We start from the raw sequence: 23,780 nt of genomic DNA, 5'->3' as shown, positions 1-23,780 counted from the left end.
CCCCTGATTCCGGTCGCGCACCGGTAGGTCCGCTTTGGGGCCCCCCCATGACGCCCTCCGACCGGCGGGACCTGGCTATGGGGCCTCCCCATGACGCACTCCGACGGCCGGGACCTGGCTTTGGGGCCTCCCCATGACGCACTCCGACGGCCGGGACCTGGCTTTGGGGCCTCCCCATGACGCACTCCGACGGCCCGGACCTGGCTTTGGGGCCTCGCCGCTCCGTTTTGGAGCACCCAGCGCTCCGTTTTGGAGCACCTCGCCGCTCCGTTTCGGAGCACTGACCCGCATGTCCGTGGATTCCGGATAGGCACGCCCCTTGCCATGGAAGCTCCCGAACCCGCCGCGCGACATCCCGTCGCGCTCGAAACCAGCGAGGTGTTTCCCATGGCCAATCATCCTTCTCCCGCCAAGCTCTCCCGCGTCGAAAAGGCCACCATCAGCCGCAAGCTTCATCAGAAGCTCCTCGAGCGCGCGCAGCTCGGCCCCGCCGAGCCGGCCCTCGATGTCTTCATTCCCCAGCTCGATGCCATCGCCCTCCGGCTCGATGCCCACGTGTCCGGAAAAAACGCCGCCCATGCCGCCCGCGCCGCGCACGCGGACAAGGCCGAAATCGTCGACGAGGAGGTCGATACCTGGGGGCGGCACATCGAATCGTTCCTCGATATTGCGGGGCGTCGCCGCCACAGCGCCTTCGCCTCCGCCGCCCGCGTGCTCTCCGCCGCCGCTTTCCCCGAGGGGCTCGGCTTCCTCGACGACCGCATCCCGGACGAAAACGCGAGAATGCGCGAGACGCTGACCGTTCTGCGCGCCCCCGAGCACGCGCCCACGCTCGTCGGCATCAAGCTGCCGCCAGAATGGATCGATTCGCTGCAAGCTGCGCTCGACGCGAGCGACGAGGCATATGCCGAGCGCGTCGCGGCCCGTGGGACGCAGGGCGAGCACGTATACAAGGGCCGGAGCGCGGAAGCCGAGTGGGTGCACCTCGTCCACCGATTGAGGAACTATGTGGAGAGCCGCGCTGTCCCGGGTGACGTGGAGCGCGAGGTGGAGAATCGGGCATTGCTCGCGCCGCTGAAGGACGCAATTGCCCATGCAAAGGCCGTCGCCGCGGGGCGCGCGACGCGACGGACGAAGAAGGCTGCGGAGCCGGCAGCCGAGCCGCCGACGGTCTAGCCGCTTCCGCGTCTGTCATCGCGCCCGTTTCTGGTTTCGCCCCGACTCCCGCCTCCGCTTTGCCGTTCTCGCTTGGCCACGCCAGGCCAGAAGGCGCCGACGACCTGAACGCACGCGGAAGCGGGAGCGGGGGCGGGAGCGGGAGCGGGAGCGGAAGCGGGAGCGGCAAGCGAAATGTATTCAAGTACCGCTTGGGGAGAAGGGGGCGTACTCGGCGCGACGTGAATTGCCTCCGTCGAGCGTCGCAATCGCGCGATACATGGCGTCGCGGAGCGCCTTTTCCCGCGGATCGTCGAACAGGTAGAAGTCCGTCTTGTTCATCACGTAGGCGTAGCCGAGCCGTGCGTCCGGATCCGCGAATCCGAACGAGCCGCCTGCGCCCGGTGCGCCGAACGCGCGCGGGCTCGAGCCGAAGATTGCGTCCGGTCCCGGCCGGAGGAAGCCGAGCGAATAGGAGCTCGGCACGCCCAGCACCACGTCTTTCGCGCGGTGCAAGGTCGGCTCCGCCGTGATGTTCGCCATGGTCTCTCGGCCGACGCCGAGCTCGGCTCCCCCCTCGGCGAATACCGAGTAGAGCCGCGCGATCGCGCGTGCGGTCCCGACACCGTTGCCTGCGGGCGCCTCCACCTCGAGGCAGCGTCGGTCGTTCCAGTCGACATCGTTGAAGACCATCGACTTGTGCATCAGGGACCACGGCCAGAGCATCCGAACGAGCAGCGGGCGCGGCACGGTCGGCAGGGCGCGAAGCGCGCGGCCCAGGGAGAGAGGCATGGTGGTTGCGAGCCGTCGCGTCGGGATTTCGGGCGAAAGCCCGATGAAGAGATCGAGGCCGAGCGGCGCGGCGACCTCTTCACGGAAGAAGCGGCCCAGCGTCCGGTGCGCGGGGTCGACGCGCCGAATGAGCTCCTGCATGTAGAGCCCGAGCGTCATCGCGTGATAACCGTGCCGCGTGCCGGGTGCCCATGCCGGCTTTTGCCGGGCGAGCACGCGCGCCATCCCATCGAGGTCGTGCAGCCGGTGGATCGACATTTCCTCGTCCAGCCGCACGAGCCCAGCCTCATGGCCGAGGAGCTGCCGGACCGTGATCCCTTCCTTGCCGTGCTGCGCGAACTCGGGCCAATAGCGGGCGATCGGCGCGTCATAATCGACGAGCCCGCGCGCGTTCGCGACCGCGAGGGTCATCGCGGAGATGCCCTTCGTGGTGGAGTACACGACGACCATTGTGTCCTCCTCCCACGGTGCATCGCCGTCCCACGTGCGGCGGCCGCCCCACAGATCGACCACCTTCTTGCCGCGCCAGTATGCCGACACAGCCGCGCCGATCTCACCACGCTCCGCGAAGTTGCGCTCGAATTCAACGCGCACTTGCTCGAAACCCTTCGCGACCTCTCCACGCGCACGCGCAAACGCCCCGCCAGCACTTGCTCCTACCTGCACCATGGCTGCTCCTCCAGCAACACGCGCGCCAATTCGAGACGAACCGGAATGCAGCCCCTCGTCATGAGCTTCGGCGATACCGACAGACGAACGTGACGGCTCGGGCGCGGAGTTTGCGCCGAAGCGCGCAGGTCTTGCGCGACGTCGCTCGGCCCGATGGAACGGCCTCGCGCGATTGCATGTCAGTCCGGTAGCAATGCCAAGAGGTCGTTGATGCCGGCGAGGATCGTCCGGGGGCTGAGCGTCCCGGCGACCCGCTCTCCGAGGCCGTCGCGGTCGCTGTCGACGCCGAGAATGGTTTGCCCCACTCCCGGGTCGACGCCGAGGTACCCCTCGACGACCAGATCGGCCCCGAGGAAGACCTGCACGGGATGCGATTTACAGTAGGGCGACGGCTTCGTGAGATCGTGCTGCCAGAGGCGCCCGCGAAGGTCCCATCGAAGGCGGGGGAGAGACACGGACACATTTTTCTCATGGTCCGCCCGGACGGCCAGCGTCGTGATGATCGAATCGGCGCGGGCGTCACCTTCGGCCCGCTCGAGAGAGCCGTCCTCGTGCACCCGTAACCAGAGCCCCGGTCGTTTCTGCAATCGCAAGGTGAGCGGTTTCCCTTGGCGAGAGCGCGTGGCGATGTGCGGCGTCGCCATGCTCGGTTCGATCAAGGAATCGCCGAGGTCGTGGACGACCAGGTCACCATTCGAAGCCCCTACCGCGAGGAGGCCATCGTCCGGTGACACACGCAGGCAAGAGAGGGTCGCCCCTGGCGCCTCGAATGGCAGCATCCCGAGCGCTCGCCCGCTGCGAAGCGAATGAAACATCACGCCACCTTTGCCGACGCTCGCAATCCAGCGCTGGCTCCGGGCCATCGTCAGCAGCGGTTGGTTGCCATAGGGATGTCCCAAGATCTCCGTGCCCCATACATGCGTGTCGGAATCGAGGTTCCACTTGTAGATGCGCGGCCGGATCGGATCGTCATCACGGTTGAGCATGGATTGCACGACCACGGCGCATCGCTCGGGAGAGAGCATGAGGCCCTCCCCGAGGGCCACGTCCCTGTCGCCGTGAAACCGCGCGATCTCCGTGCCCGTCCGCGTGTCGAAGCCCACGAGATCCCACTCGAAAAAGCACCACAGCTCCTGGCCATCACGGGCGAGCGACAAGCTGCATTCGGGCTCGAAGCAATGAATGTCGCGGAGGAGCGGCTTCGGGGACTCACCGGGGAGCCACGACCCCGTCTCGGGAAAAGTCCGCGGCGAGAATACTCGTGGAATGGCTGATGAGCTTCGTGCCCGGCCTGTGAAGGTGCTTCTTCATCGAAATCGCGAGGGATTGGGGATGCACCCGTCCCTCGCGTCAAGGCCAAACTGCGGATCCGACGTTAAGAGATCTCTCGCTCCATCTGCAGCCGCTCGACCTCACGCCGCAGCCGCACGATCCGGGGGAGGATCACGCCGCGACCGCGCCGCCGCGAGACACCCGCCGCGAGCATCAGCCCAACCAAAAGGCCCATCGGCCCGCGCTCGGAATCCTCGTCAGCGCCCGCCGCCCGGCAATTGCAGCCGTCGGCCTGATCGGGCGCATGACCGCTCGAGCTCGTGCTCGACCCGCCGGTGCCGCCGCTCCCGCCGGTGCCGCCGAAGACCCCCAGGGCAGGAAGCGGGTCTCCGCATTGTGTACAAGGATATCGTTGGCCGCCGCATGGGAAGCATGCCGAGGAGGCAGAAATCCTGGTTTGTTCGTCCTGAGCGCCGCGAGGTCTCAATCTCTCCGACAGGGAGAGGGGCGCCTTCCCTAGGCGGGGCGATCATTTTTTTTGCCGACGGCCCAACGGCCGATGCGGACATACGCCGCGCGGAGCAACCGCCAAGACAGGAGCAGGGGGAAGAGCAACGCATAAAGTGAGGCCAGCGCCGGAAGGAGCGCGTGCGGGTCGAACCGGAGAGGCGCCTCGCGCAGTTGCCGGACCGTTGCCATGATCGTCTCCGCAAGCGCGAGCGCGTGGTGCACGATCCGCGGTCCGAGCTCGACCAGGAACCAGACCCAGAAGCCGAGCGCCACGGCCGTGTAGAGGGCGAGCACCACGAGCACCACCGGTGGCCAGGGGAGAGGCGGCGACGCACGGCCGCAAAGGCAACGGATCGCGTGGCGGACGATGCGCCGCGGCTGCTGCCCGAGGTTCGTCACCCCGAGCGCGTCGGCCACGACCCAGTAGCCGTCGAACTTCAGGATGGGGTTGAGCGTCAGCACGACGCTCCCCGCAATGAGCAAGAGCGCGATGCGGAGCGGCGCCCAGCCGGTGAGGGCGAGCGCGAAGGCGTAAACCGCGCCCACGATGGCCTGGAAGTAGACCCCGCCCAGATCGACGATCACGCGCTGCCTCCGCCCGAGCGTCCAGGCAGCGCTGACGTTGCTGTAGAATGCGGGATAGATGAGGTAGAAAAGAAACCCGATCTCGCTGGGCCTCGCCCCGTGGCGCGCGCAGGCGCTCGCGTGGCCTATCTCGTGGGCCACCAGGGAGATCAGGAACAGCGCAAAGCCGGTCCAGAAACCGCCGCCGTGCGCGGCCTGCCCGTGCTCGTACGCGAGCACGGAGCCGGCGGCGATGAGGGCCCCGAAGACGACCACGGCCGCGGGGTGGAAGGCCGCCGCGCAGCGGGTGGCAATGCGGGCGACGACCGGCGCGGGCAGCAGCCGCCGCCGGAACCAGAATGCGCCGCTCAGCCCGTCCCCGCGCGCCTCGATGGCCTCGATGCGCCCGATCACGCGCCGGTAACCCGCCTCGACGTCGGCCGCCGTGATGGCATTGTCCCCCTGCCGGCCGAGGTGCGCCGCGATGCGCTCGAAGGAAACGCCCTTCTCGACCATCCGCAGCAAATGATAGGCGCTGGGCGAGAGCCGGATATGGGCGTCGTTCCGGCCGATGAGCAGGAAAACCGGCTGTCGCTCCGAGACGTCCACCACGAGGTGCCGCTCGCTCTGCTGCTCGTCTCGCTCCATGGCGCCTCGGGTAGAAAGCCGGCCTCCGTGCCGGCCGCTCGGGGAGATCGGGTTTGTAGATCCCACCGAGAGGCCAGCACGGAGAGCCGGGGTCTTCACTGCATCACCAGTCGATGATGCAGCCCGCAGCATCCGCCGTCTGCGCCAGCGCCGCCATCTCTACACGGTGCTCCAGCGCCTCCACGGCCAGGTCCTGCATGTTCAGGCTCTCGATCTCGACATCCACAGCATCCAGCTCTTTTTGCTCGTTCATGACATTTTCCTATCGGTTCTCGATGACTATCCTCGAAACGCGCCGCCCCAACCACGGGGCGGCACCCACCCGGATCACGCGCCATTCACATGTCGCAGACCCGTCTGGTCGGTTCTTCGCACGACATCAAAAGTCGATGATACAGATCGCAGCATCCGCCGTCTGCGCCAGCGCCGCCATCTCCACACGGTGCTCCAGCGCCTCCACGGCCAGGTCCTGCATGTTCAGGCTCTCGATCTCGACATCCACAGCATCGAGCTCTTTTTGCTCGTTCATGACATTTTCCTATCGGTTCTCGATGACTATCCTCGAAACGCGCCGCCCCGACCACGGGGCGGCACCCACCCGGATCACGCGCCATTCACATGTCGCAGACCCGTCTGGTCGGTCCTTCGCACGGCATCACCAGTTGATGATGCAGCCCCAAGCCTCCGTCGTCTGCGCCAGCGTGGCCATTTCCACGCGTTGCTCCAGCGCCTCCACGGCGAGGTCTTGCATGTTCAGGCTCTCCAGCTCGACCTCCACATCATCGGGCTTCTTGTCGTCGTTCATCGCGTCTCCTTTGCTCTTCCGATTCCTGTTCTCCGAGGCGCGTCTCCCCAACCGCGGGGCGGCGCCCATCCGGGCCATACGCCATTCACATGTTGCAGACCCGGTTGGTCTTGTTCTCCCTCTTCACGCCGGACACGTGCGCGACATAGGCCTCGGCCACCTGCGCGCGAAAGCGTTTGCCGAAGCCGTCGCAGTGGTTGGCGTATATGGTCCCGTGCTGCCCTTCGGCCAGCACCGCGCACCCACCCCCGCAATGCATGGCATAGCGACACTTGCGGCAGACCGGGTTCGACGTCACGTTCCGCCGCCTCCAGGCCGCGAAGACCGCGCTGTTCATGGCCACCTCGCCGTCCTCGCGGATGGCGCCGATGCGGATGCTGGGGTCGCCGGTCCGCTCCCAGCACGCATAGATGTCGCCGAACGGGTCGATCACGTACATCGTGGTGTGCGCGCCGCAGAAGCTCGTGCGGAAGCTCGGCAGCGGGTCCACGCGCTTTTCGAAGATGCGGCTCGCCCCCTCCATGAGGCCGCCATCGACGGGCTCGAGCGAGGCCATGATGGGGTTTTGCGCCGTCAGCTCCTCCATGGCCAGGCGCAGCTTCCACGAATCGAACGTGGTCTTGCGGTCCACGTTCTCGCCGCTCGCGTGAATGGGCGCCACGTGGGCCGAGAACCCAGGGTGCCCCGCCCAGCCCCGCGCCGCGAACTCCGCGGCCAGCGCGGGCAGGTGCACGATGTTGCCGCGATCGACGTTCATCCGCAAGCTCACCGCCACGCCCAGCTCGAGCGCCATGGTGACGTTGGCCGCGATGCGCTCGAACGATCCCGAACCGTCGGCGTAGATCCGGCGCTTGTCGTGCTCGCGGGGCGGACCGTCGATGGTGATCTGCACGAAGCTGATCCCCTCGGGCCCCAGGAGGTCGCGATAGGCGTCGAGCTCGGTCGCATTGGAGACGGCCGAGAAGCTCGCCTTGCCCAGCGCGAATGCCTTCTGCACGATGTACTCGACGATGGGGCGGCTCTCCCGGAGCAGCGGCTCCCCGCCGAACAGGATGATGTTGCGGCTCGCATCCGCGCCCCCCGGGACGCCGTGCGCCGCCTCGATGTTGCGCATTCCCTTGAAGATCCGGTCCACCATCGCCCGATCCATGAACCGCAGCAGGTGCCGGTATTCCGGGTTCGTGCGCATGTGGTCCTGGAAGCAGTAGGCACAGCGCAGGTTGCACTGGTACGTGGGCATCAGGATGTAGCCCGGTTGGCCGTGCAGGTCGCGGAAATGCAGCTTCGCCGCGATATCGCTGAAGAGCGCCTCTTCCTCCTCGACCGATAGCATCGTCAGATACCCGCGCCGGTGCAGCGTGGCGATGGTCTGCACGGAGGGCGGAAGCACCACCCCCTCGATTGCCTCCTCGGGGCTCCAGCTCCCGTAAAGGGGCTTCGGCGCTGGACGCGCTTCGAGCGAACGAACATAGGTCGCCACCCGCCGGGACACCTTGTCGTAGGCGCCGGTGTATCCGTGCACGAGCAGCATCTCCCCTTTTCTGCTCTCCGGCAGGTCCACATAAATGTTGTAGCTGCTGGCGCGCAGGGCTCGCCCCTCGACGCGGATCTTCGTGGGATCGAAGGCCGGGACATCCTCGCTCCGCGCCGGGGCCGAGAGCAGGGTGAGCGGCCCATCCAGCTTGGCGGGGCCGTCGTGCAGGACCTTGAGCTTTACCTTTTCCTTCACTGCCATGGGCAACCTCGGGCCGACGCTTCGCACGCCCCGTGCCAGCAGGGGCCATCGCCGAATTGCCGCGGAAAACATCGCGTGCAGCACGCCGCGCGGGCCTCCCCGCTCCTCGCGATCGCGCATGCCGTTGCGCGCTCACGCTTGCGCGATCACGCTTGCGCGATCACGCACACGCATACCCCGCGGCCGCGGATCCGTGCACGGTCGAGCGCACACGGAGAGGCTTTCCCCTCGAAGGGCAGGCGGTTGGCATGACGTTCAGGCGAGGGGGACGCCACGCGGCCCCCTCCCTGCATTCGCGTGGCCTATCTCGTGGGCCACCGAGGGAGATCAGGAACAGCGCGAAGCCGGTCCAGAAGCCGCTGCCGTCGCTCCGAGACGTTCACCACGAGCTGCCGCTCGCTCCGCTGCCGCTCGCCTCGCTCCATGGGGCCTCGGGGAAAGAGCGGGCCTCCGTGCCAGCCGCTCAGGAGATCGGTCCGCCCCCTCGATGGCCTCACCCGCCCCCCACGTCGAGCCCGCGGATCTACGGAAACCCCGAGCGGCAGGCCCAGCCGGGGTCGGCAATAGCAGCCGCCCCGCCGCGCCCGTGGGTAGGTGCCGTCACCGTTGGGCTCGCCCTTCACGTCGTGGAAGTCTGGGTCGACCCAATCGCGACACCACTCATCATCAGGTCGCCCGCCGCCCGCCGCGACCGCGCCGCCGCGAGATACCCGCCGCGAGCATCAGCCCAACCAAAAGGCCCATCGGCCCGCGCTCGGAACCCTCGTCAGCGCCCGCCGTCCGGCAATTGCAGCCGTCGGCCTGATCGGGCGCATGACCGCTCGAGCTCGTGCTCGACCCGCCGGTGCCGCCGCTCCCGCCGATTCCGCCGCTCCCGCCGATTCCGCCGCTCCCGCCGATTCCGCCGCTCCCGCCGATTCCGCCATCCGGTGCTGCCGTGCACACGCCACCTTGGCAGGTGCCGATCGAGCACGCCTCACCATCGGCCTTGGCAAGCACCGAGCAATCCCCATTTGCCTTGTCGCACGTGCCATCCACGTGGCACTCGTCGATCGCCGGGCAGCTCTTCGCATTTCCGCCCACGCAAACGCCGCTCACGCACGAATCGGTCTGGCTGCAGGCGTCGCCGTCATCGCAGGTCGCACCATCGGCCTTGGCAGGATGGGAACACTGCCCCGTGGCCGAATCGCAGGTTCCCACGTCGTGGCACGCATCCGAGGCTGCGCAGATCACCGGATTGCCACTCATGCACACCCCGGCCTGACAGGTGTCCGTCTGCGTGCACGCGTCACCATCGTCGCAGCTCGTCCCATCGGCCTGGTGGGACCACGCCGAGATCGAGGTCGCAGGCGCGCACCGCTCGCACGCGTTCGCCGGATTGATCGTCCCAGCGGCGTAGAACTGACCGCCGATCTGGCACTTCGGGCCGCATGAGCCATCCTCGCAGAGCTGCCCGGCGCCGCAGCTCGTGCCGTCGGAAAGCGTCGCGTGCGCGCACGTCCCCGCGCCGTCGCACGTGTCGCTGGAGCATGCGTTGCCGTCGTCGGGGCACGCCGCACCGCTCGGCTTGTTCACGATCGTGCAGCCCCCATTGCCGTCACACGTCGAGCTCGTCTGGCAGCTCGTCGGCGTGCACGCGTAAGCCGTGCCGCCGCAGGTCCCCGCGGTGCAAATGTCGCTGTTCGTGCACGCGTTGCCGTCATCGCAGCTCGTCCCGTTCGGCTGCGGCGCGGTGACGCAGGCTCCTGTCCCCACGTCGCACGCTGCCAGGGTACCGCACGTCGAGAAGAGGCTCAGTCCGCTCGTTTGCACGGGCGCATGTTTCTCGAGTGTGTTGGAGTTCCCGAGCTGGCCGTCGCTGTTATATCCCCAGGCCCAGACCGAGCCGTCCGACTTCAGCGCAGCGGTGTGTGCCCCGCCCGTTGCTATGGCTGTGACACCGCGGAGCCCGCCCACTTGCACCGGCGTGTGTCGTTCGTAGGTCGTGGTGTCCCCGAGCTGGCCGTGGCTGTTGTCTCCCCAGGCCCAGACCGAGCCGTCCGACTTCAGCGCAACGCTGTGCGAGTTCGCCGCCACGGCGGTGACACCACTCAGCCCGAGCACTTGCACCGGCGTCCATTGGTTGAAGGTCGTGTTGTTCCCGAGCTGGCCGTAGCTGTTGTTTCCCCAGGCCCAGAGCGACCCGTCCGACTTCAGCGCCATGCTGTGCACCTGGCCCGCGGCCACGGTGGTAATGCCGATCAGCCCGTCCGTTTGGATGGGCGTGAGTCGATCGGTATTCGTGCCGTCCCCGAGCTGGCCGTAGCCGTTGAATCCCCAGGCCCAGACATAGCCGTCCGACTTCAGCGCCACGGTGTGTCCGTAACCCGCCGCCACGGCGGTGACGCCGCTCAGGCCGTTCACTTGCACCGGCGTGAGTCGGTCGGTGCTCGTGCCGTCCCCGAGCTGGCCATTGAAGTTGTACCCCCAGGCCCAGACCGTGCCGTCCGACTTCAGCGCCACGGTGTGGCTGCTGCCCGCCGCCACCGCGGTGACACCGCGGAGCCCATTCACTTGCACCGGCGCGTGTCGGTCGGTGGTCGTGCCGTCCCCGAGCTGGCCCTTTTTGTTGTACCCCCAGGCCCAGACCGTGCCGTCCGACTTCAGCGCCACGGTGTGCAGCTCGCCCGCCACCACCGCGGTGACACCGCTCAGCCCGATTACTTGCACCGCCGAGGTTCGGGTCGTGGTCGTGCCGTCTCCCAGCTCGCCGTCGAAGTTGTACCCCCAGGCCCAGACCGTACCGTCCGACTTCAACGCCACGGTGTGGCCGCTGCCCGCGGCGAGGTTCACCATCGCGCAGCGCGCCGGGTTCCCGTTGCAGTTCCCGACGCTGCCCGCGCCCGCCGTCAACGCCGCTCGCGCCTCGGCCGTCGCCTCCGATGCCTGCCCGCCCCCGTCGCCTGTCCCCGAGGAATCGACGCCACAGGCTCCCGCTAGCAAAACGAGCGGCACGAGCGACAGCCGTACATGGAATCGATGATTCATCATTTGAGTTCCTTCTTGGGTGGAGACGGCGTGCGAACGCGCAGACGGCGCGTTGCATCGCGAGGGCAAAGAAGCGTGCGACGAAGGCGCGCGCCGGCTTTCCCTTTGCCGCGGGCAAGCAACGAGTCAATCGCTCGAATCGGACGGTGTCCGGTACGCCGTCGAGGCAGCATTGAACCTCGTCCACGAGGCGCACCGGTTCCCAATCAGCCGTGTGCTCGAGTCGTGCCCGGGTGAAGCAGACGCACGGGACCGCGGCATGCCCTGAGCGGCGCTGGAGGAGCACGCTCGCGGGGCAAGGGAGTGTGCGGGAGCGGAGACGGGAGCGGGAGCGGAGACGGGAACGGGAGCGGGAGCGGGAGCGGAAGCGGAAGCGGCAGCGGGAGCGGAAGCGGGAGCGGAAGCGGAAGCGGCAACGGGAGCGGGAGCGGAAGCGGCAGCGGCAGCGGAAGCGGCCGCGGGCTCGGAAAAACGCGAATACGTCGCCGTCGGCGCTGACGCGCGGCTCCGGGCACGCTAGGGTCACGGCGCCGTGACCATCGTCCAGATTCGCAAGAGCGCCCATGCGTCGGGTCGTGATCTCCGCCGTTTCCTGCCCACGACCCGCGCCGAGATGGAGGCGCGCGGCTGGGACGAGCTCGACGTCCTGCTCGTGAACGGCGACGCCTACGTCGACCACCCCGCGTTCGGCGCCGCCCTGATCGGCCGCTTCCTCGAAGCGCGCGGCTTCCGCGTCGGGATCGTCTCGCAGCCGGACTGGCGCACGACGGACGACCTTTTGCGCATGGGGCCGCCGCGGCTCTTCGTGGGCATCACGGCCGGCAACATGGACAGCATGTTGAACAAGCTCACGGCGCAGAAGAAGATCCGGAGCGAGGACCAGTACTCCCCGGGCGGGCGCACCGGGCTCCGGCCGAACCGCGCGGCGATCGTCTACGGCAACCTCTGCCGCCGCGCGTTCCCGGGCGTACCGCTCGTGCTCGGCGGGATCGAGGCGTCGCTCCGGCGGATCGCCCACTACGATTACTGGTCGGACCAGGTGCGCCGCAGCGTGCTGCTCGATGCAAAGGCGGACCTCCTGATCTTCGGCATGGGCGAGCGGCCGGTCTGGGAGGTCGCCGACCGGCTCCGGCGGGGCCAGACCCTGCGCGACCTCCGCGACGTGCGGGGCACGGCGCACGTCCGGCGAAAAGGCGAATGGGAGGACGTCGAGCCGAGCCGGTTCGTCGGCGACGGCAAGGCGGTGATCCTGCCGAGCTACGAGGACGTGGCGCGGGACAAGGAGGCGTTCGCCGACATGAGCCGGCGCTTCCAGTACGAGACGAACCCGGGCAACGGGCGGCCGCTCGTGCAGCCGCACGGCGAGGAGGCGGTCTATTTCAATCCGCCCGCCATCCCGCTCGAGACGAAGGACATGGACGAGCTCTACGACCTGCCCTTCGCGCGCGCGGCCCATTACAGCTACAGCGAGCCGATCCCCGCGTTCGAGACGGTCAAGCATTCGATCGTGACGATGCGCGGCTGCTTCGGGGGCTGCACGTTCTGCTCGATCACGGAGCACGAGGGCCGGGTCATCCAGTCGCGCTCGGCCGAGAGCATCCTGAAGGAGATCCGCGCGCTCCGCCGCATGGACGATTTCCGTGGATCCATCTCGGACCTCGGCGGCCCGACGGCGAACATGTACATGATGAAATGCAAAGACCCGGCGATCGAGAGCAAATGCCGCAGGCTCTCGTGCGTGCACCCCGGGGTCTGCGAGAACCTCGAGACGGATCACGAGCCGCTGCTCGATCTGATGCGGGCCGTGCGCGAGAGCGAGGGCGTGAAGAAGGTCTTCATCGCCTCGGGCATCCGCTACGACCTCGCCGAGCGCTCCCCGGAGTTCATCGAGGAGCTCGCGAAATGGCACGTGGGCGGCCAGCTCTCGGTCGCGCCCGAGCACTCGAAGAAGGACGTGCTCGACAAGATGAAGAAGCCCGGCATCGAGAGCTACGAGCGCTTCGCCGAGCAATTCCAGTGCGCGAGCGAGGAGGCGGGGAAGAACCAGTTCCTCGTGCCGTACTTCATCTCGGGCCACCCGGGCTCGGCGCTGAAGGACATGGTGGACCTCGCGCTCTGGCTCAAGAAAAAGGGAATGCGTCCGCGGCAGGTGCAGGATTTCATTCCGACGCCGATGTCCATGGCGACGTGCATGTATTACACGGGCATCGATCCCTTCACGAAGGCGCCGGTGTACACGGCCAAGGAGATGCACGAAAAGCGCCTCCAGAAGGCGCTCTTGCTCTACTGGGATCCGGCCCACCACGACGAGGCGCGCGAGGCCCTGATCAAGGCCGGGCGCGGGGATCTCATCGGATCGAAGCCGCATTGCCTCGTGCCGCCCGCCTCCGGGAAGGGCGCGATGCCCATCGCGATGCGGCGCGCCCGGGCCGAACGTGGCAAGCCGAAGGGGCGGAAGCCAAACGAGGTGCGGCGGTAGCAGCCTGCTAGCCTGACGTTCGCGAGGGCCCCTTGCAGATCCGTTCCTTCAAGCTGCGCGTCGCGGATCGCCACGTGCGCGTGGTGCCGAAGACGGATGCCGAGGGGTGCCCGTTCTCGGGGCCCGGGGTCGATCTCCGCGGCGAGCGCGCCGCCGAGGCCCTCGCCGCCGCCGCGCCGCTGTTCGAAGCCCTCGCGTCGTTCGAGCCCGGCGTCGTGATCCGCTCCCTCTCCTTCGACTTCGAGCGGGAGCGGCTCCTCGCGACGCTCGACCCCACGACCCCCGGCGCGGATCCGCGGCCCCGCGTGGTGCGGATCGACGGGCCCCCGCTCCGGAGCCTCTTGCCCCTCGCGGTCGCGCTCGCCGGGTCCCTCGCCGATCTCGCGAAGCCGGTGCTGGCCGCGCGCTCGAAGGCGGATGACGTCGAGGAGACGGAACCGCGATGACGGAGGCGCTGGCCACGCCGCCCGGGGAGCCGGCCGCGACGCGCGCCTGGGACGATCTCGGCCGGCTGCTCCATCGGCGCCTGATCCTGATCTACCTCACGGCCTCGCTCGCCGCGACGGGCACCGGCGCGCTCTTCTTCCTGTTCGGCCTCGACTTCAGCGCCTACCAGAAGCAGCTCGTTCTCGGCCTGCTCGCGCCGCTGGCCGCGCTGCCCCAGATGATCGCCGACATCTCGGTGATCGGGCGGCACGTCGCGCCGATCCGCGCGTTCTTCGCGGCGCTGCCGGGGCCTTCGGCCGCGTCGCTCGCGGCGCCGGCGCTCGCGCGGGCCTTGAACCTGCCGCTCTACACGGCCGCGCGCGTGCTCTTCTTGCACGCGCCGATCCTCGCCGTGTCCCTCACGGTGCTGTGCCTGCTCGCGAACGCGTGGCTCGGGCTCGGCCTCGCGCCGTGGCAGTTCGCCCTCGTCTACGCGACGATCGTGGTCTTCGCCTCGGGCCACGCGATCTACGAGTACCTCGCGGTGAAGTCGGCCGTGAAGCCGGTGCTCTCGCACATTCGCGCGTACGTGGACGAGGCGGCGCGCGACGCGGTGCCGCTCGTCGTGCCGCTCAAGATGCGCTCGCAGCTCCTCTTCGTGTTCGCGTTCGTCGCGTGCGTGCCGCTCGCGGCGCTCGGGTTCACGGCGCTGCTCAAGCTCGATCGTCTGCTCGAACAGGTCGGGATGCAGGAGGCCGCGCGGATCGAGGGGCCACTCGAGGTGTGGGTGCTCCTGCTCGTGGTCGGCGGTTCGGGCTTGGCGCTCTTCCTCGCGACGATGCTCTCGCGCGACATCGCGTCGACGGCCGGGGGGCTCGTCGAGGCCATGCGGCGCGTCGAGCGAGGCGAGGTCTCGGCGGAGCTCGTGGTGGGCTCGACGGACGAGTTTGCCGAGGCGTACCGCGGCTTCAACCGGATGACGCGCGGGCTCGTGGAGCGCGAGCGGCTGCGCGACGCCTTCGGTCGGTACGTCGCGCCCGAGCTCGCCGAGGAGGTGATGAAGCACGGTGTGTCGATGGGCGGGAGCCTCGTGCGCGCGACCGTGATCTTCGCCGACATCCGCGGGTTCACGTCGCTCTCGGAAGAGATGTCGCCCGTGGAGGTCGTGAGCCTGCTCAACCGGTACTTCGCCGCGGTGAGCCCGCCGATCCGCGCCGAGGGAGGGTTCATCAACAAGTTCGGCGGGGACAGCTTGCTCGCGGTGTTCGGCGCGCCGGTGCCGGCGTCCGATCACGCCGAACGCGCGGCCCGCGCGGCGCTCGGGGTGCGCGCGGCGCTCGCCCGTTTCAACGAGGGCGAGCTCGCCGAGGGCCGCCCGGCGCTGCGCATCGGGATCGGCGTGCACACGGGCGAGATGGTGGCCGGCAGCGTCGGGAGCCCCGATCGGATGGAGTACACGGTGATCGGCGACGTCGTGAACGTGGCGGCGCGGATCCAGGGGCTCACGAAGGAGCTCGGGACGGACATCCTCCTCAGCGAGGCCGCCCACGAGCGGGTGAAGGACGTCGTGACGGCGCGGTTGATGCCGCCGGTGACGGTGCGCGGCAAGGCCGAGCCGATCGTGGTGTACGCGGTCGTCGATCCGGCCTGAGCTTCGAAACGGATCGACGCGCTCCGGAATGGAGCGCGCGGCGCGACGAGGGGCCTCGGAAACGACCGAGAAGCACGTGATCTCGGCGCTGGCGCGGCGGTTGCTCCTTCGCGGCGGCATGCGAACGATCCCGAACTTCGGCCGTGTCACCGCAGAGCCCCACGAGTTTCTCATCCTGATCCGCGACGGGAAGGTGAAGCGCTCGGGGCAAGGCGCGAGCGTCTTCAAGTGGCCGTCGGACAGCGTCACGCTCGTCCCCACGACGATCCAAAAGCTCCAGTTCCGCGCCGATCAGGTGACGCTGGAGAAGGCCGGCGTGGAGGTGACGGGCCTCGCGGTCTACCGCATCGTCGAGCCGCTGCTCGCCTACCGGATGATCGATCGTGATCACCACGCGCTCACCGACATCCTGCGCGAGATGTTCGTCGGCGCCACGCGGCGCATCGTCGCGGGCCTGCGTCTCGAAGAGTGCCTCACGCACCGCAAGGAGCGCGTCGCGGCCGCGCTGATGGACGAGATCACGCCGGTGCTCGCGGGCGAGGGGAGCCCAGAAGATGGGACGAGCACGGGCTGGGGCGTGGTGATCGACACGATCGAGATCCAGGACGTGAAGGTGCTCTCGCAGGAAGTCTTCACGCGGCTGCAGGCGCCTTACCGCGAAAAACTCGCGCTCGAAGCGCTGCGCGCGAAGGAGGAGGTCGCGGTGGAGGAGAACCGGCTCGCGTTCGAGCGCAAGCGCGCGGCCGAGGACGCGCGGCGCGCGATCATGGCCGAGGAGGAGGCGCGCATCGCAGCCGAGCGCAAGCGCGAGATGGAAGCGCTCGAGCACAAGCAGGCGCTCGCGCGGAGGGCCCACGAGGAGGAGATCGCGCGCGCCCGCGAGCGCGCGGAGGCCGAGCAAGCCGAGGCGCGGATCACGCTGGAAACGCGCCGGGCAGCGGCCGAGCTCGAAGCGGAGATCGAGGCGAAGAAGCGGAGCGTGCCGGAGCTCGGTGAGGCGCGCTTGCAGGAGATCATGCTGACCGAGACGTTGCCCTCGATCGCGAACGCGTTCCGCGCCTCGTTCGATCGCGTCAACGTGACGACGACCGACGGGAGCCTGCTCTCGTTCCTGTCGGCGGGCCTCGATCAGGTGATGGACGTGGCCCGCGCGCGTGGCGCGTCGCTGCCCGGCCTCGTGAAGAACGAGGCCAAGAACGATTGACCGCCGCGGGCGTGTTCTGCTCCTTTGAGGTACCCCCTCGAAGCATGCGGATCTCCCCCGACGACGTTCGCCGCGCCCTCGCAGGTTTGCCCGCGAAGGACAGCCCCTGGACCTCGATGCTGCAGGCAGACGCGCGCCCCGCGGCCGTCGCCGTCCCGATCCGCTTCACGCCCGATCCGGTGGTGATCGCGATCCTGCGATCGGCCGAGCTGCGCGAGCACGCGAGCCAGGTGGCGTTCCCCGGCGGCAAGCGAGAGCCGGGCGACGTGGATCTCTACGCGACCGCGCTGCGCGAGATGGACGAGGAGGTCGGGCTCGCGGGGGAGGGGATCGAGCGGCTCGGTGAGCTCACGCCGACGCCGACGTACAACGGTCGATACTTGATCCACCCGTACGCCGTCGCCCTCGACGAGGCGCACGCGCCGGTGGCGCGCTCGGGCGAGATCGCGCGCGTGCTCGAGCTGCCGCTCGGCGCGTACCTGCGCGGGGAGGCGCCGCGGGGCGGGGTGATGGTGACGTGGAACGGCGCGGAGATTTTCATGCCGCACTTCCGGCTCGACGCGTGCGTGCTCTACGGCGCGAGCGCGGTCATCTTCCACGAGCTCGTCGTGCAGATCGCGGACGGGATCGGGGCGACGTTGCCGCCGCCGATCCTGGAGCGAGAGATGCCGTGGGGGGATCGAGCGCCCGTTTGAGGGCAAAACGGTTCGTCAGAACGAGCCGTGGACGAGGACGCCGCTCATGCCGGGGCCGACGCTCGGCGTGACGTGCACGCGGCCCGACTTCTGCTCGTCCTGCGGGACGGGCTTGTTGAAGAGCAGCTCCCACACGAGGCCACCCGCGACCGCCGCGCCGCCGACGCCGAGCGCGATCTTGCCGACGAGGGTCTGCGTTTGTCCGAGGACGGCCTGGTCGTACGACGCCTTGTCGTAACAGAACCACTGGCCGCCCGAGGTCGCGAGCTGCTCCTGCGTGAGCGGGTACGACGCGGTGGCGTTGTTCTTGACCCGGAAGCAGCCCTTGTCGCCGTTGATGTCGTTCGCGCCCTTCTGCACGCCCGACACGTTGCCGAGGCCGATGGGCAAGAGGATCGCGCCGGCGATGAGCGCCGCGCCGCCGACGCCGACCGTGATCCACGGCGCGACGCCGAAGGGTTTCACCGGGGGAGGCGGCGGGATCTCGGGGCGCGCCGACGAGCTCGTGGGAGGCGTCGAGGCCGTCGCAGAGGCCGACGCCGTCGGCGCTTGGCTCTGCTGCAGGTCCTTCAGGTTCTTCACGCGCGTCTGGATCTTCGCCGCGTCCGGGGCGTCCGGCGCGCGCTCGAGGTACGCCTCCAGCGCGAAGATCGCGTTCTGCCGATCGCCGAGTTTTTCGTACGCGTTGGCGATGTTCAGCAGCGTGCCGACCGCGTTGCAGTCGAGGTTGAAGACATCCCGCCAGTACTGGATCGCGCGGGCGTACTCGCCACGCTCGTAAAACTGCCTTGCTGCCTTGTGAGCGCCCTTGGCGCCTTCGACGTCCTCTTCCGTCGCCGTCCGGTTGCACTTACCGGCAAACGGATTCTGCGGGCCATCGGCCATGGCCATGCCCGTCGCCAGGGTCACCCCGACGACGAGCCCGACCAGAGATACCCCCTGCGCGCGCGTTCCCCACATGCGGTATTCGTCCTTCGTACCGAGCATAATGGCATGTGCCGTCGTCCGCGAAAAAAAGCGCGTACACGGTGAGCAGGATGCCGGCGATCCCGGCTCTTTCCGGTCCGACCCCCCCGCCCTCCGGCCCCCCGGCGGGCCCCGTCCGGCCCGATCCCGGGGCCTCGCCGCCGGCCCCCCGCGCCCCCCGGGCTCTGGTAACCTCGCCGCGTGCTACCTGAAAAGAAGCAGATCCTGGTCGTAGACGACGAGGCCAACCTGCGCCGCGTGCTCAGCGCGCAGCTCGGGCGGGACGGCTACGAGGTGCACACCGCCGAGGACGGCGAGGAGGCCCTCGCCTTCCTCAAGGAACACCACATCGACCTCGTGATCACCGACCTCCGGATGCCCAAGGTGGACGGGATGGATCTGCTCCGCGCCGCCATGCGCGACGATCCGACGCGGCCCGTGGTCATGTTGACGGCGCACGGCACGGTCGACAACGCCGTCGAGGCCCTGAAGACGGGCGCCTTCGACTACATCACAAAGCCGTTCGATCAGCACGAGGTGCGCCTCGTGGTCCGCAAGGCGCTCCGGACGCGCGACCTCGCGAGCGCCGACGCGTCGCGTGACGTCGCCGTCTCCGCGTCCCCGCGCGAGGGCTCCGCGCGCTTCGGCATCATCGGCGAGAGCCAGCCGATCCACGATCTCTACGCGATCATCGAGCGCGTCGCGGATACGCCCACGACGGTGCTCATCACGGGCGAGAGCGGGACGGGCAAGGAGCTCGTGGCGCGGGCGCTGCACGAGAACTCGGGCCGCCGCGACAGGCCCTTCATCAAGGTGAACTGCGCCGCCATCCCGAAGGACCTGATGGAGTCGGAGCTCTTCGGCTACGAGCGAGGCGCGTTCACGGGCGCGGTCGCGTCGAAGCCGGGCCGCTTCGAGCTCGCGTCGGGCGGCACGCTCTTCCTCGACGAGATCGGCGAGATCCCGAACGAGATGCAGGTGAAGCTCTTGCGCGTGCTCCAGGAGAGCGAGTTCGAGCGCGTGGGCGGCATCAAGACGATCCGCGTCGACGTGCGGCTCGTGGCCGCGACGAACCGCGATCTGAAGCGCGAGATCGGCGTGGGGGCGTTCCGGGAGGATCTGTTCTATCGCCTCAACGTGGTGTCGATCGGGCTGCCCGCGCTGCGCGAGCGGAGGAGCGACATCCCGCCGCTCGTGTCGTACTTCATTGCGAAGTTCAACGCGCGCCTGCGCAAGAGCATCGAGGGCGTCGAGCCGGACGCGCTCGAGCGCCTCGCGGCCTACGGCTGGCCCGGCAACATCCGCGAGCTCGAGAACGTGATCGAGCGCGCGGTGCTGTTCGCCGACGGCGCCCGCATCCGGCTCGAGGATCTCTCGGAGGAGGTGCGTTCGAACGCGGCGCCGGCCACCGCGGCCGCGAGCGCGCCCTCTCCCATGGAAGGCGCGCGCGCGCCGTCGCCGTCGTCGCCCGATCCGCAGCAAGGCGAGTCGGCGTCGATCGCCGACGGCCTGAAGGAGCAGGTGAAGGCCGCGATGAGCAGGCTCGAACGAGACCTGATCGTGCGCGCGCTCAAGCAGACGCAGGGCAACGTGACGCACGCGGCGCGGCTGCTCAAGATCTCGCGCAAGGGCTTGCAGCTCAAGATGAAGGAGCTCGGGCTCCGGGAGCGCGAGCACGAGCCGACGTGAAGAGGGCGCTCGTCGCCGCGGCCCTGCTCGCGCTCGGCTGCGAAGGCAAGAGGCTCGCGCCCGAGCCGACGGACGCGGGTGACGAGGCCGAGCCGCCGTGGGTGACGGCGGATCGCGAGCCCGAGCCGCGGCCGGGGATGGCGTGGATCCCGCCCGGCGCGCTCATCGCGGGCACGCCGCCCGAGAAGCTGCCGCGCGTCTCCGACGAGGAGATGGCGGGCGAGCAGGTCGTGATGACCGGCTTCTACATCGACCTGTTCCCGTACCCGAACGAGCCCGGCGCGATCCCGACGACGAACGTGACGCAGGCCGAGGCGGCCGAGCTCTGCGCGGCCCAGCAGAAGCGGCTCTGCACCGAGCTCGAGTGGGAGCGCGCGTGCAAGGGCCCGCAGAACGCGACGTACCCGTACGGCGACACGTACAAGCCCACGACGTGCATGACGGGCTCGATGCGGACGCTCGTGCCGAACGGCGTGAACGCGGCGTGCAAGAGCGGGTTCGGCGTCCACGATCTGCACGGCGGCGTGTGGCAGTGGACGTCGAGCCAGTGGCGGCGCGACGCGAGCAAGGCGAACCTCGGGACGACGCGCGGCGGGAACGCGCCGCAAGGCGAGCTCGTGGGCCGGTGCGCGAACGGCCGCGGCGTGCGGTCCGACGCGCGCCGCGCCGACGTGGGCTTCCGCTGCTGCGCGGGCGAGCCGAACAGCTTCGAGGTGGTGCTCAACGTGAGCCGAGGCACGCCGCTCACGTTCCACCCCGCGGACACGAAGGCCGACCTCGCGCTCGCGCTCGAGCCGCTCGTGCCGGAGGAGATCCGCGACGCGAAGAAGCGGAGGCCCGACGATCACTTTGTGGTCGAACGGATCTGGACGTGGCACCCGCTCGGCAACGAGGAGCTCGTGCTCGGCGGCGGCTGCGTGAAGGCCGTGGATCACGCGCGGTGCGGGGTCGTGGTGGCGCGCATGCGTTTCGACGCGCCCGTCTCGATGGCGTTCGTCCCGACCGAGCTCTGGCAGCCGACGGTGGGCGAGACGGAGACGGCGCGTGAGCTCTTCGTCTACGGGGGCGACGACAACGGGGCGTTCCGCCGGCGCGTGTCGTACGAGTGGGGGAAGATCGGGATCGGGAACAAGGAGCGCAAGAAGAAGCGCAAGGGCAAGAAGGAGCCCACCTGGTGAGGGTCACTGCGGCGCGGGCGGCACGAGGAAGAGGATCTCCTTGGGCGCGCCGAGCAAGAGCTCCGAGGGCGAGATGCCGTTCTGCGCCTTCACCGTGAGCGTGGCCTTGAAGATCTGCGCCGTGGCGTTCTGCGGGATCGTGGTGTTCGGCGTGGGCACGATCTTGAAGCAGATCTTTTGACCAGGAACGATCCCGAGGGCGGTCTCGTTCACGCCGTCCTGGGCCTTCACGAGGCCCTTCGCGCCCGACCAGGCGTCCTTGAGCTGCTGGACGGCGTTCAGCGAGAAGCACGGGACGCCAGGCTGGGCCGCGTCGTCGCCGCCCGACGCGTTCACCGAGATCTGCGTGATGAACGTGTCCACCGCGTCGATGGGATCGGCGATGTTCGCGGTGGCGAGGGCGCGGATGTCGAAGCGGATCGACTTGAGGAGGGCCTTGATCCCGTTGTCGAGCGTGAGGTCGTTGAGCCCGCTGCCATCGGTGCTGATGTCGAAGATGAGGCGGCAGGTGCCGCCGGGGTTGTCCGGGTTCGCGGGGCCGTCGGGGACGATGAACGCGCCGTTCGGGCCCGTGCCGCACTGCATGCCGCCGAACGCGGAGGGCGGGACGAGCGAGCTCGTCTGATCGGCGATGTACGCGAGGTCTTCGTACGGATCGCCGCCCATGCGGACTCCGTTCGACGAGGAGATGCCGATGAGCCGCGCGCCGCGTTGCTTCATCGTGGTGATGAGCGTGTCGACCGTGGGCGTGGGGAAGGGGGGCAAGCCGTTGAAGTCGTAGGCGTCGTGGAGGTTACTCGCGTCGATGCTGCGGCGGCCGTTGTGGAACGGGGCGTCGGTGATCGGCACGAGGATCGGCAGCGCGCCGTCGCGGAAGCGCAGCGTTCCATACCGGCCGCTCGGCGCGCCCGCGGGCGTGAGCTGACCGCCGGGCCAGAGGAGGTAGGCGTCCGTGAGCGCGCGGTACATCGCGGCGATGTGCGACTCGGGGTTGTCGCCGCCGTCGTGCACGTTGAGCGAGAGGACCGCGGCGAGGTTGTCCGCGAGCGTCGTGCTCACGTAGCCCGTGCTGCCCGCGACGTAGAACGGTTGATCGACGCCCGCGGTGCCGTACGTGCCCGTCGGGAAGTCGTCGAAGCCCGCGATGCCGACGGCGAGATCGGGGATCGACGCCTTCAGCTTGGCGATGATCGCGCCGAGGTTGCTCTTGAGGTTCTGGATCTCGCCGCCCATCGTCGCCGTCGTGTCGACGAGGAAGGCCACGTCGCCCTGGTTCAAGTTCGTACGAAGCGGAACGATGTTCTCGGCCGGCGAAGGCGCGCCGAGGTAGGGCAACACGAAGTAGAACTTGCCGAGCGTGCCGGGCGTGACGAACGGATCACGCGGGTCCGAGCCGAGCTCGCGCTCGATCAGATCGGAGGTGCCGTCGCCGTCCGTGTCGGCCTTCGTTCGATCGGTCTCGAACGGGTCGAGCATGCAATTGAGGTTGATGTCCTCGTCTTTGTCGAGGATGCCGTCGGCGTCGGCGTCGAGATCGAGGAAGTCGTACTTGCCGTCGCTGTCGGCGTCGGGCGGCGGATCCGCGACCATGTGCAGCGGGCCGGCCTCGCACATGTCGGAGAGCCCGTCGTTGTCGCTGTCGCTGTCGCGGAACGCGGGCACGCCGTCGCCGTCGGGATCGGCGAGCCCTTCGAAGGCGTCGCCGATCGTGTCGTTGTCGCTGTCGGCGTCGGAGAGATCGGGCAGCACGTCGCCGTCGGTGTTGACGGCGACGCCCATCGAGAGCTCGACGGTGTCCGGCAGCGAGTCGTCGTCGTTGTCCGGATCGGCGTAGTCGGGGACGCCGTCGCCGTCGGTGTCCGCGGGGTTCGGCGCGGGCTTTTGCGGATCGTAGGGCGTCTGGTCGGGGTAGATCTCGAGCGCGTCGGGCAGGCCGTTGTCGTCGCTGTCCGTGTCGCGGAAGTCGGGCGGGGCGGTGCCGTCCGAGTTCTGCGGGTGCGCGCAGCCGACCGAGGCCGTCTGGCCTTCGAGCGCGTCGGGGAGCGAGTCGTTGTCGCTGTCCGTGTCGAGGTAGTCGGGCGTGCCGTCCCCGTCCGTGTCGACGCCTTGCTCCTTGCCCTCGACGTCGTCGGAGATGCCGTCGAAATCCGCATCGGGCGGGCAGTTGCTCATGGGGGCGCCGCCCGCGCCGCCTGCGCCGCCTGCGCCGCCCGCGCCGCTGCCGCCTGCGCCGCCCGCGCCGCCGGCACCACCGGCGCCGCCGCTGCCGCTGGACGAGGACGACGACGAGCTGCTCGACGAGCTCACGCTGGACG

General features: G+C 68.9%; 18 protein-coding genes. 8 read left to right on the top strand and 10 right to left on the bottom strand.

What is annotated here, in order from left to right:
- Positions 1–387: 387 nt before the first annotated feature.
- Positions 388–1,176 carry a hypothetical protein gene (locus tag QHF85_RS44020; protein WP_281333486.1) on the top strand — a complete coding sequence of 263 codons (789 nt, stop codon included), beginning with the start codon at positions 388–390 and terminating at the stop codon, positions 1,174–1,176.
- A 180-nt stretch (positions 1,177–1,356) separates the two neighbouring features.
- Here QHF85_RS44020 and QHF85_RS44015 read toward each other — a convergent pair whose 3' ends face one another.
- From QHF85_RS44015 to QHF85_RS43980, 8 genes are all read right to left on the bottom strand, one after another.
- Entirely contained in the window at positions 1,357–2,541 is a 1,185-nt protein-coding gene (locus tag QHF85_RS44015; RefSeq protein WP_281333485.1) for a serine hydrolase domain-containing protein, read from the bottom strand.
- 254 nt (positions 2,542–2,795) lie between these two features.
- A complete protein-coding gene (locus QHF85_RS44010) occupies positions 2,796–3,773 on the bottom strand; it encodes a hypothetical protein (protein ID WP_281333484.1) in 978 nt (325 codons plus the stop codon).
- A 631-nt stretch (positions 3,774–4,404) separates the two neighbouring features.
- A complete protein-coding gene (locus tag QHF85_RS44005) occupies positions 4,405–5,610 on the bottom strand; it encodes a hypothetical protein (RefSeq protein ID WP_281333483.1) in 1,206 nt (401 codons plus the stop codon).
- 103 nt (positions 5,611–5,713) lie between these two features.
- Complete coding sequence (locus QHF85_RS44000; RefSeq protein WP_281333482.1) at positions 5,714–5,863, bottom strand: hypothetical protein; 150 nt, start codon at positions 5,861–5,863, stop codon at positions 5,714–5,716.
- Positions 5,864–5,989: 126 nt separating this feature from the next.
- Positions 5,990–6,139 carry a hypothetical protein gene (locus QHF85_RS43995; protein WP_281333481.1) on the bottom strand — a complete coding sequence of 50 codons (150 nt, stop codon included), beginning with the start codon at positions 6,137–6,139 and terminating at the stop codon, positions 5,990–5,992.
- Positions 6,140–6,265: 126 nt separating this feature from the next.
- On the bottom strand, positions 6,266–6,415 hold the full coding sequence (locus tag QHF85_RS43990; protein WP_281333480.1) for a hypothetical protein: 150 nt from the start codon (positions 6,413–6,415) through the stop codon (positions 6,266–6,268).
- Between the two features lie 85 nt (positions 6,416–6,500).
- A complete protein-coding gene (locus QHF85_RS43985) occupies positions 6,501–8,150 on the bottom strand; it encodes a radical SAM protein (RefSeq protein WP_281333479.1) in 1,650 nt (549 codons plus the stop codon).
- Between the two features lie 666 nt (positions 8,151–8,816).
- Positions 8,817–11,180: a hypothetical protein gene (locus tag QHF85_RS43980; RefSeq protein ID WP_281333478.1), complete on the bottom strand. Its 2,364-nt coding sequence runs from the start codon at positions 11,178–11,180 to the stop codon at positions 8,817–8,819.
- 529 nt (positions 11,181–11,709) lie between these two features.
- On the opposite strand from QHF85_RS43980, the gene QHF85_RS43975 reads away from it, so the two are divergent.
- From QHF85_RS43975 to QHF85_RS43955, 5 genes are all read left to right on the top strand, one after another.
- A complete protein-coding gene (locus tag QHF85_RS43975) occupies positions 11,710–13,656 on the top strand; it encodes a YgiQ family radical SAM protein (RefSeq protein ID WP_281333477.1) in 1,947 nt (648 codons plus the stop codon).
- A gap of 32 nt (positions 13,657–13,688) precedes the next feature.
- The gene (locus QHF85_RS43970; protein ID WP_281333476.1) at positions 13,689–14,102 is read left to right on the top strand and encodes a hypothetical protein; all 414 of its coding nucleotides are present in this window, start codon (positions 13,689–13,691) and stop codon (positions 14,100–14,102) included.
- Positions 14,099–15,733: an adenylate/guanylate cyclase domain-containing protein gene (locus QHF85_RS43965; RefSeq protein WP_281333475.1), complete on the top strand. Its 1,635-nt coding sequence runs from the start codon at positions 14,099–14,101 to the stop codon at positions 15,731–15,733. Before QHF85_RS43970 ends, QHF85_RS43965 begins: the two co-directional genes overlap by 4 nt.
- Positions 15,734–15,851: 118 nt before the next feature.
- Entirely contained in the window at positions 15,852–16,937 is a 1,086-nt protein-coding gene (locus QHF85_RS43960; protein ID WP_281333474.1) for an SPFH domain-containing protein, read from the top strand.
- A 44-nt stretch (positions 16,938–16,981) separates the two neighbouring features.
- Positions 16,982–17,632 (top strand): CoA pyrophosphatase, encoded by a 651-nt coding sequence (locus QHF85_RS43955; protein ID WP_281333473.1) that lies wholly within the window; start codon positions 16,982–16,984, stop codon positions 17,630–17,632.
- Positions 17,633–17,647: 15 nt separating this feature from the next.
- Here the strand turns inward: QHF85_RS43955 and QHF85_RS43950 are convergent, their stop codons facing one another.
- Positions 17,648–18,592, bottom strand: a complete 945-nt coding sequence (locus QHF85_RS43950; RefSeq protein WP_281333472.1) for a tetratricopeptide repeat protein — start codon at positions 18,590–18,592, stop codon at positions 17,648–17,650.
- 207 nt (positions 18,593–18,799) lie between these two features.
- Between QHF85_RS43950 and QHF85_RS43945 the strand changes: the two genes are divergently transcribed.
- Both QHF85_RS43945 and QHF85_RS43940 read left to right on the top strand, forming a co-directional pair.
- Complete coding sequence (locus QHF85_RS43945) at positions 18,800–20,287, top strand: sigma-54 dependent transcriptional regulator (protein WP_281333471.1); 1,488 nt, start codon at positions 18,800–18,802, stop codon at positions 20,285–20,287.
- Positions 20,284–21,465, top strand: a complete 1,182-nt coding sequence (locus tag QHF85_RS43940; protein ID WP_281333470.1) for an SUMF1/EgtB/PvdO family nonheme iron enzyme — start codon at positions 20,284–20,286, stop codon at positions 21,463–21,465. The genes QHF85_RS43945 and QHF85_RS43940 overlap by 4 nt, the downstream gene beginning before the upstream one ends.
- Before the next feature lie 3 nt (positions 21,466–21,468).
- Here the strand turns inward: QHF85_RS43940 and QHF85_RS43935 are convergent, their stop codons facing one another.
- Positions 21,469–23,637: a hypothetical protein gene (locus tag QHF85_RS43935; protein ID WP_281333469.1), complete on the bottom strand. Its 2,169-nt coding sequence runs from the start codon at positions 23,635–23,637 to the stop codon at positions 21,469–21,471.
- Between the last annotated feature and the right edge of the window lie 143 nt (positions 23,638–23,780).

The sequence above is a fragment of the Polyangium sp. 6x1 genome (assembly GCF_029946515.1).
Classification (GTDB): domain Bacteria; phylum Myxococcota_A; class Polyangia; order Polyangiales; family Polyangiaceae; genus Polyangium.
The sequence above is the reverse complement of the archived record's forward strand: the minus strand, read 5'-3'. Positions and strand labels throughout refer to the sequence as shown.

Bases quoted from the DNA above. Each gene is read 5' to 3' on its own strand.
- QHF85_RS43965 (WP_281333475.1), top strand. From the start codon at position 14,099: ATGACGGAGGCGCTGGCCACGCCGCCCGGGGAGCCGGCCGCGACGCGC.
- QHF85_RS43935 (WP_281333469.1), bottom strand. From the start codon at position 23,637: ATGAGCAACTGCCCGCCCGATGCGGATTTCGACGGCATCTCCGACGAC.
- QHF85_RS43950 (WP_281333472.1), bottom strand. From the start codon at position 18,592: ATGTGGGGAACGCGCGCGCAGGGGGTATCTCTGGTCGGGCTCGTCGTC.
- QHF85_RS43995 (WP_281333481.1), bottom strand. From the start codon at position 6,139: ATGAACGAGCAAAAAGAGCTCGATGCTGTGGATGTCGAGATCGAGAGC.
- QHF85_RS43980 (WP_281333478.1), bottom strand. From the start codon at position 11,180: ATGATGAATCATCGATTCCATGTACGGCTGTCGCTCGTGCCGCTCGTT.
- QHF85_RS43990 (WP_281333480.1), bottom strand. From the start codon at position 6,415: ATGAACGACGACAAGAAGCCCGATGATGTGGAGGTCGAGCTGGAGAGC.
- QHF85_RS43955 (WP_281333473.1), top strand. From the start codon at position 16,982: ATGCGGATCTCCCCCGACGACGTTCGCCGCGCCCTCGCAGGTTTGCCC.
- QHF85_RS44000 (WP_281333482.1), bottom strand. From the start codon at position 5,863: ATGAACGAGCAAAAAGAGCTGGATGCTGTGGATGTCGAGATCGAGAGC.
- QHF85_RS43985 (WP_281333479.1), bottom strand. From the start codon at position 8,150: ATGGCAGTGAAGGAAAAGGTAAAGCTCAAGGTCCTGCACGACGGCCCC.
- QHF85_RS44005 (WP_281333483.1), bottom strand. From the start codon at position 5,610: ATGGAGCGAGACGAGCAGCAGAGCGAGCGGCACCTCGTGGTGGACGTC.
- QHF85_RS44020 (WP_281333486.1), top strand. From the start codon at position 388: ATGGCCAATCATCCTTCTCCCGCCAAGCTCTCCCGCGTCGAAAAGGCC.
- QHF85_RS43960 (WP_281333474.1), top strand. From the start codon at position 15,852: ATGCGAACGATCCCGAACTTCGGCCGTGTCACCGCAGAGCCCCACGAG.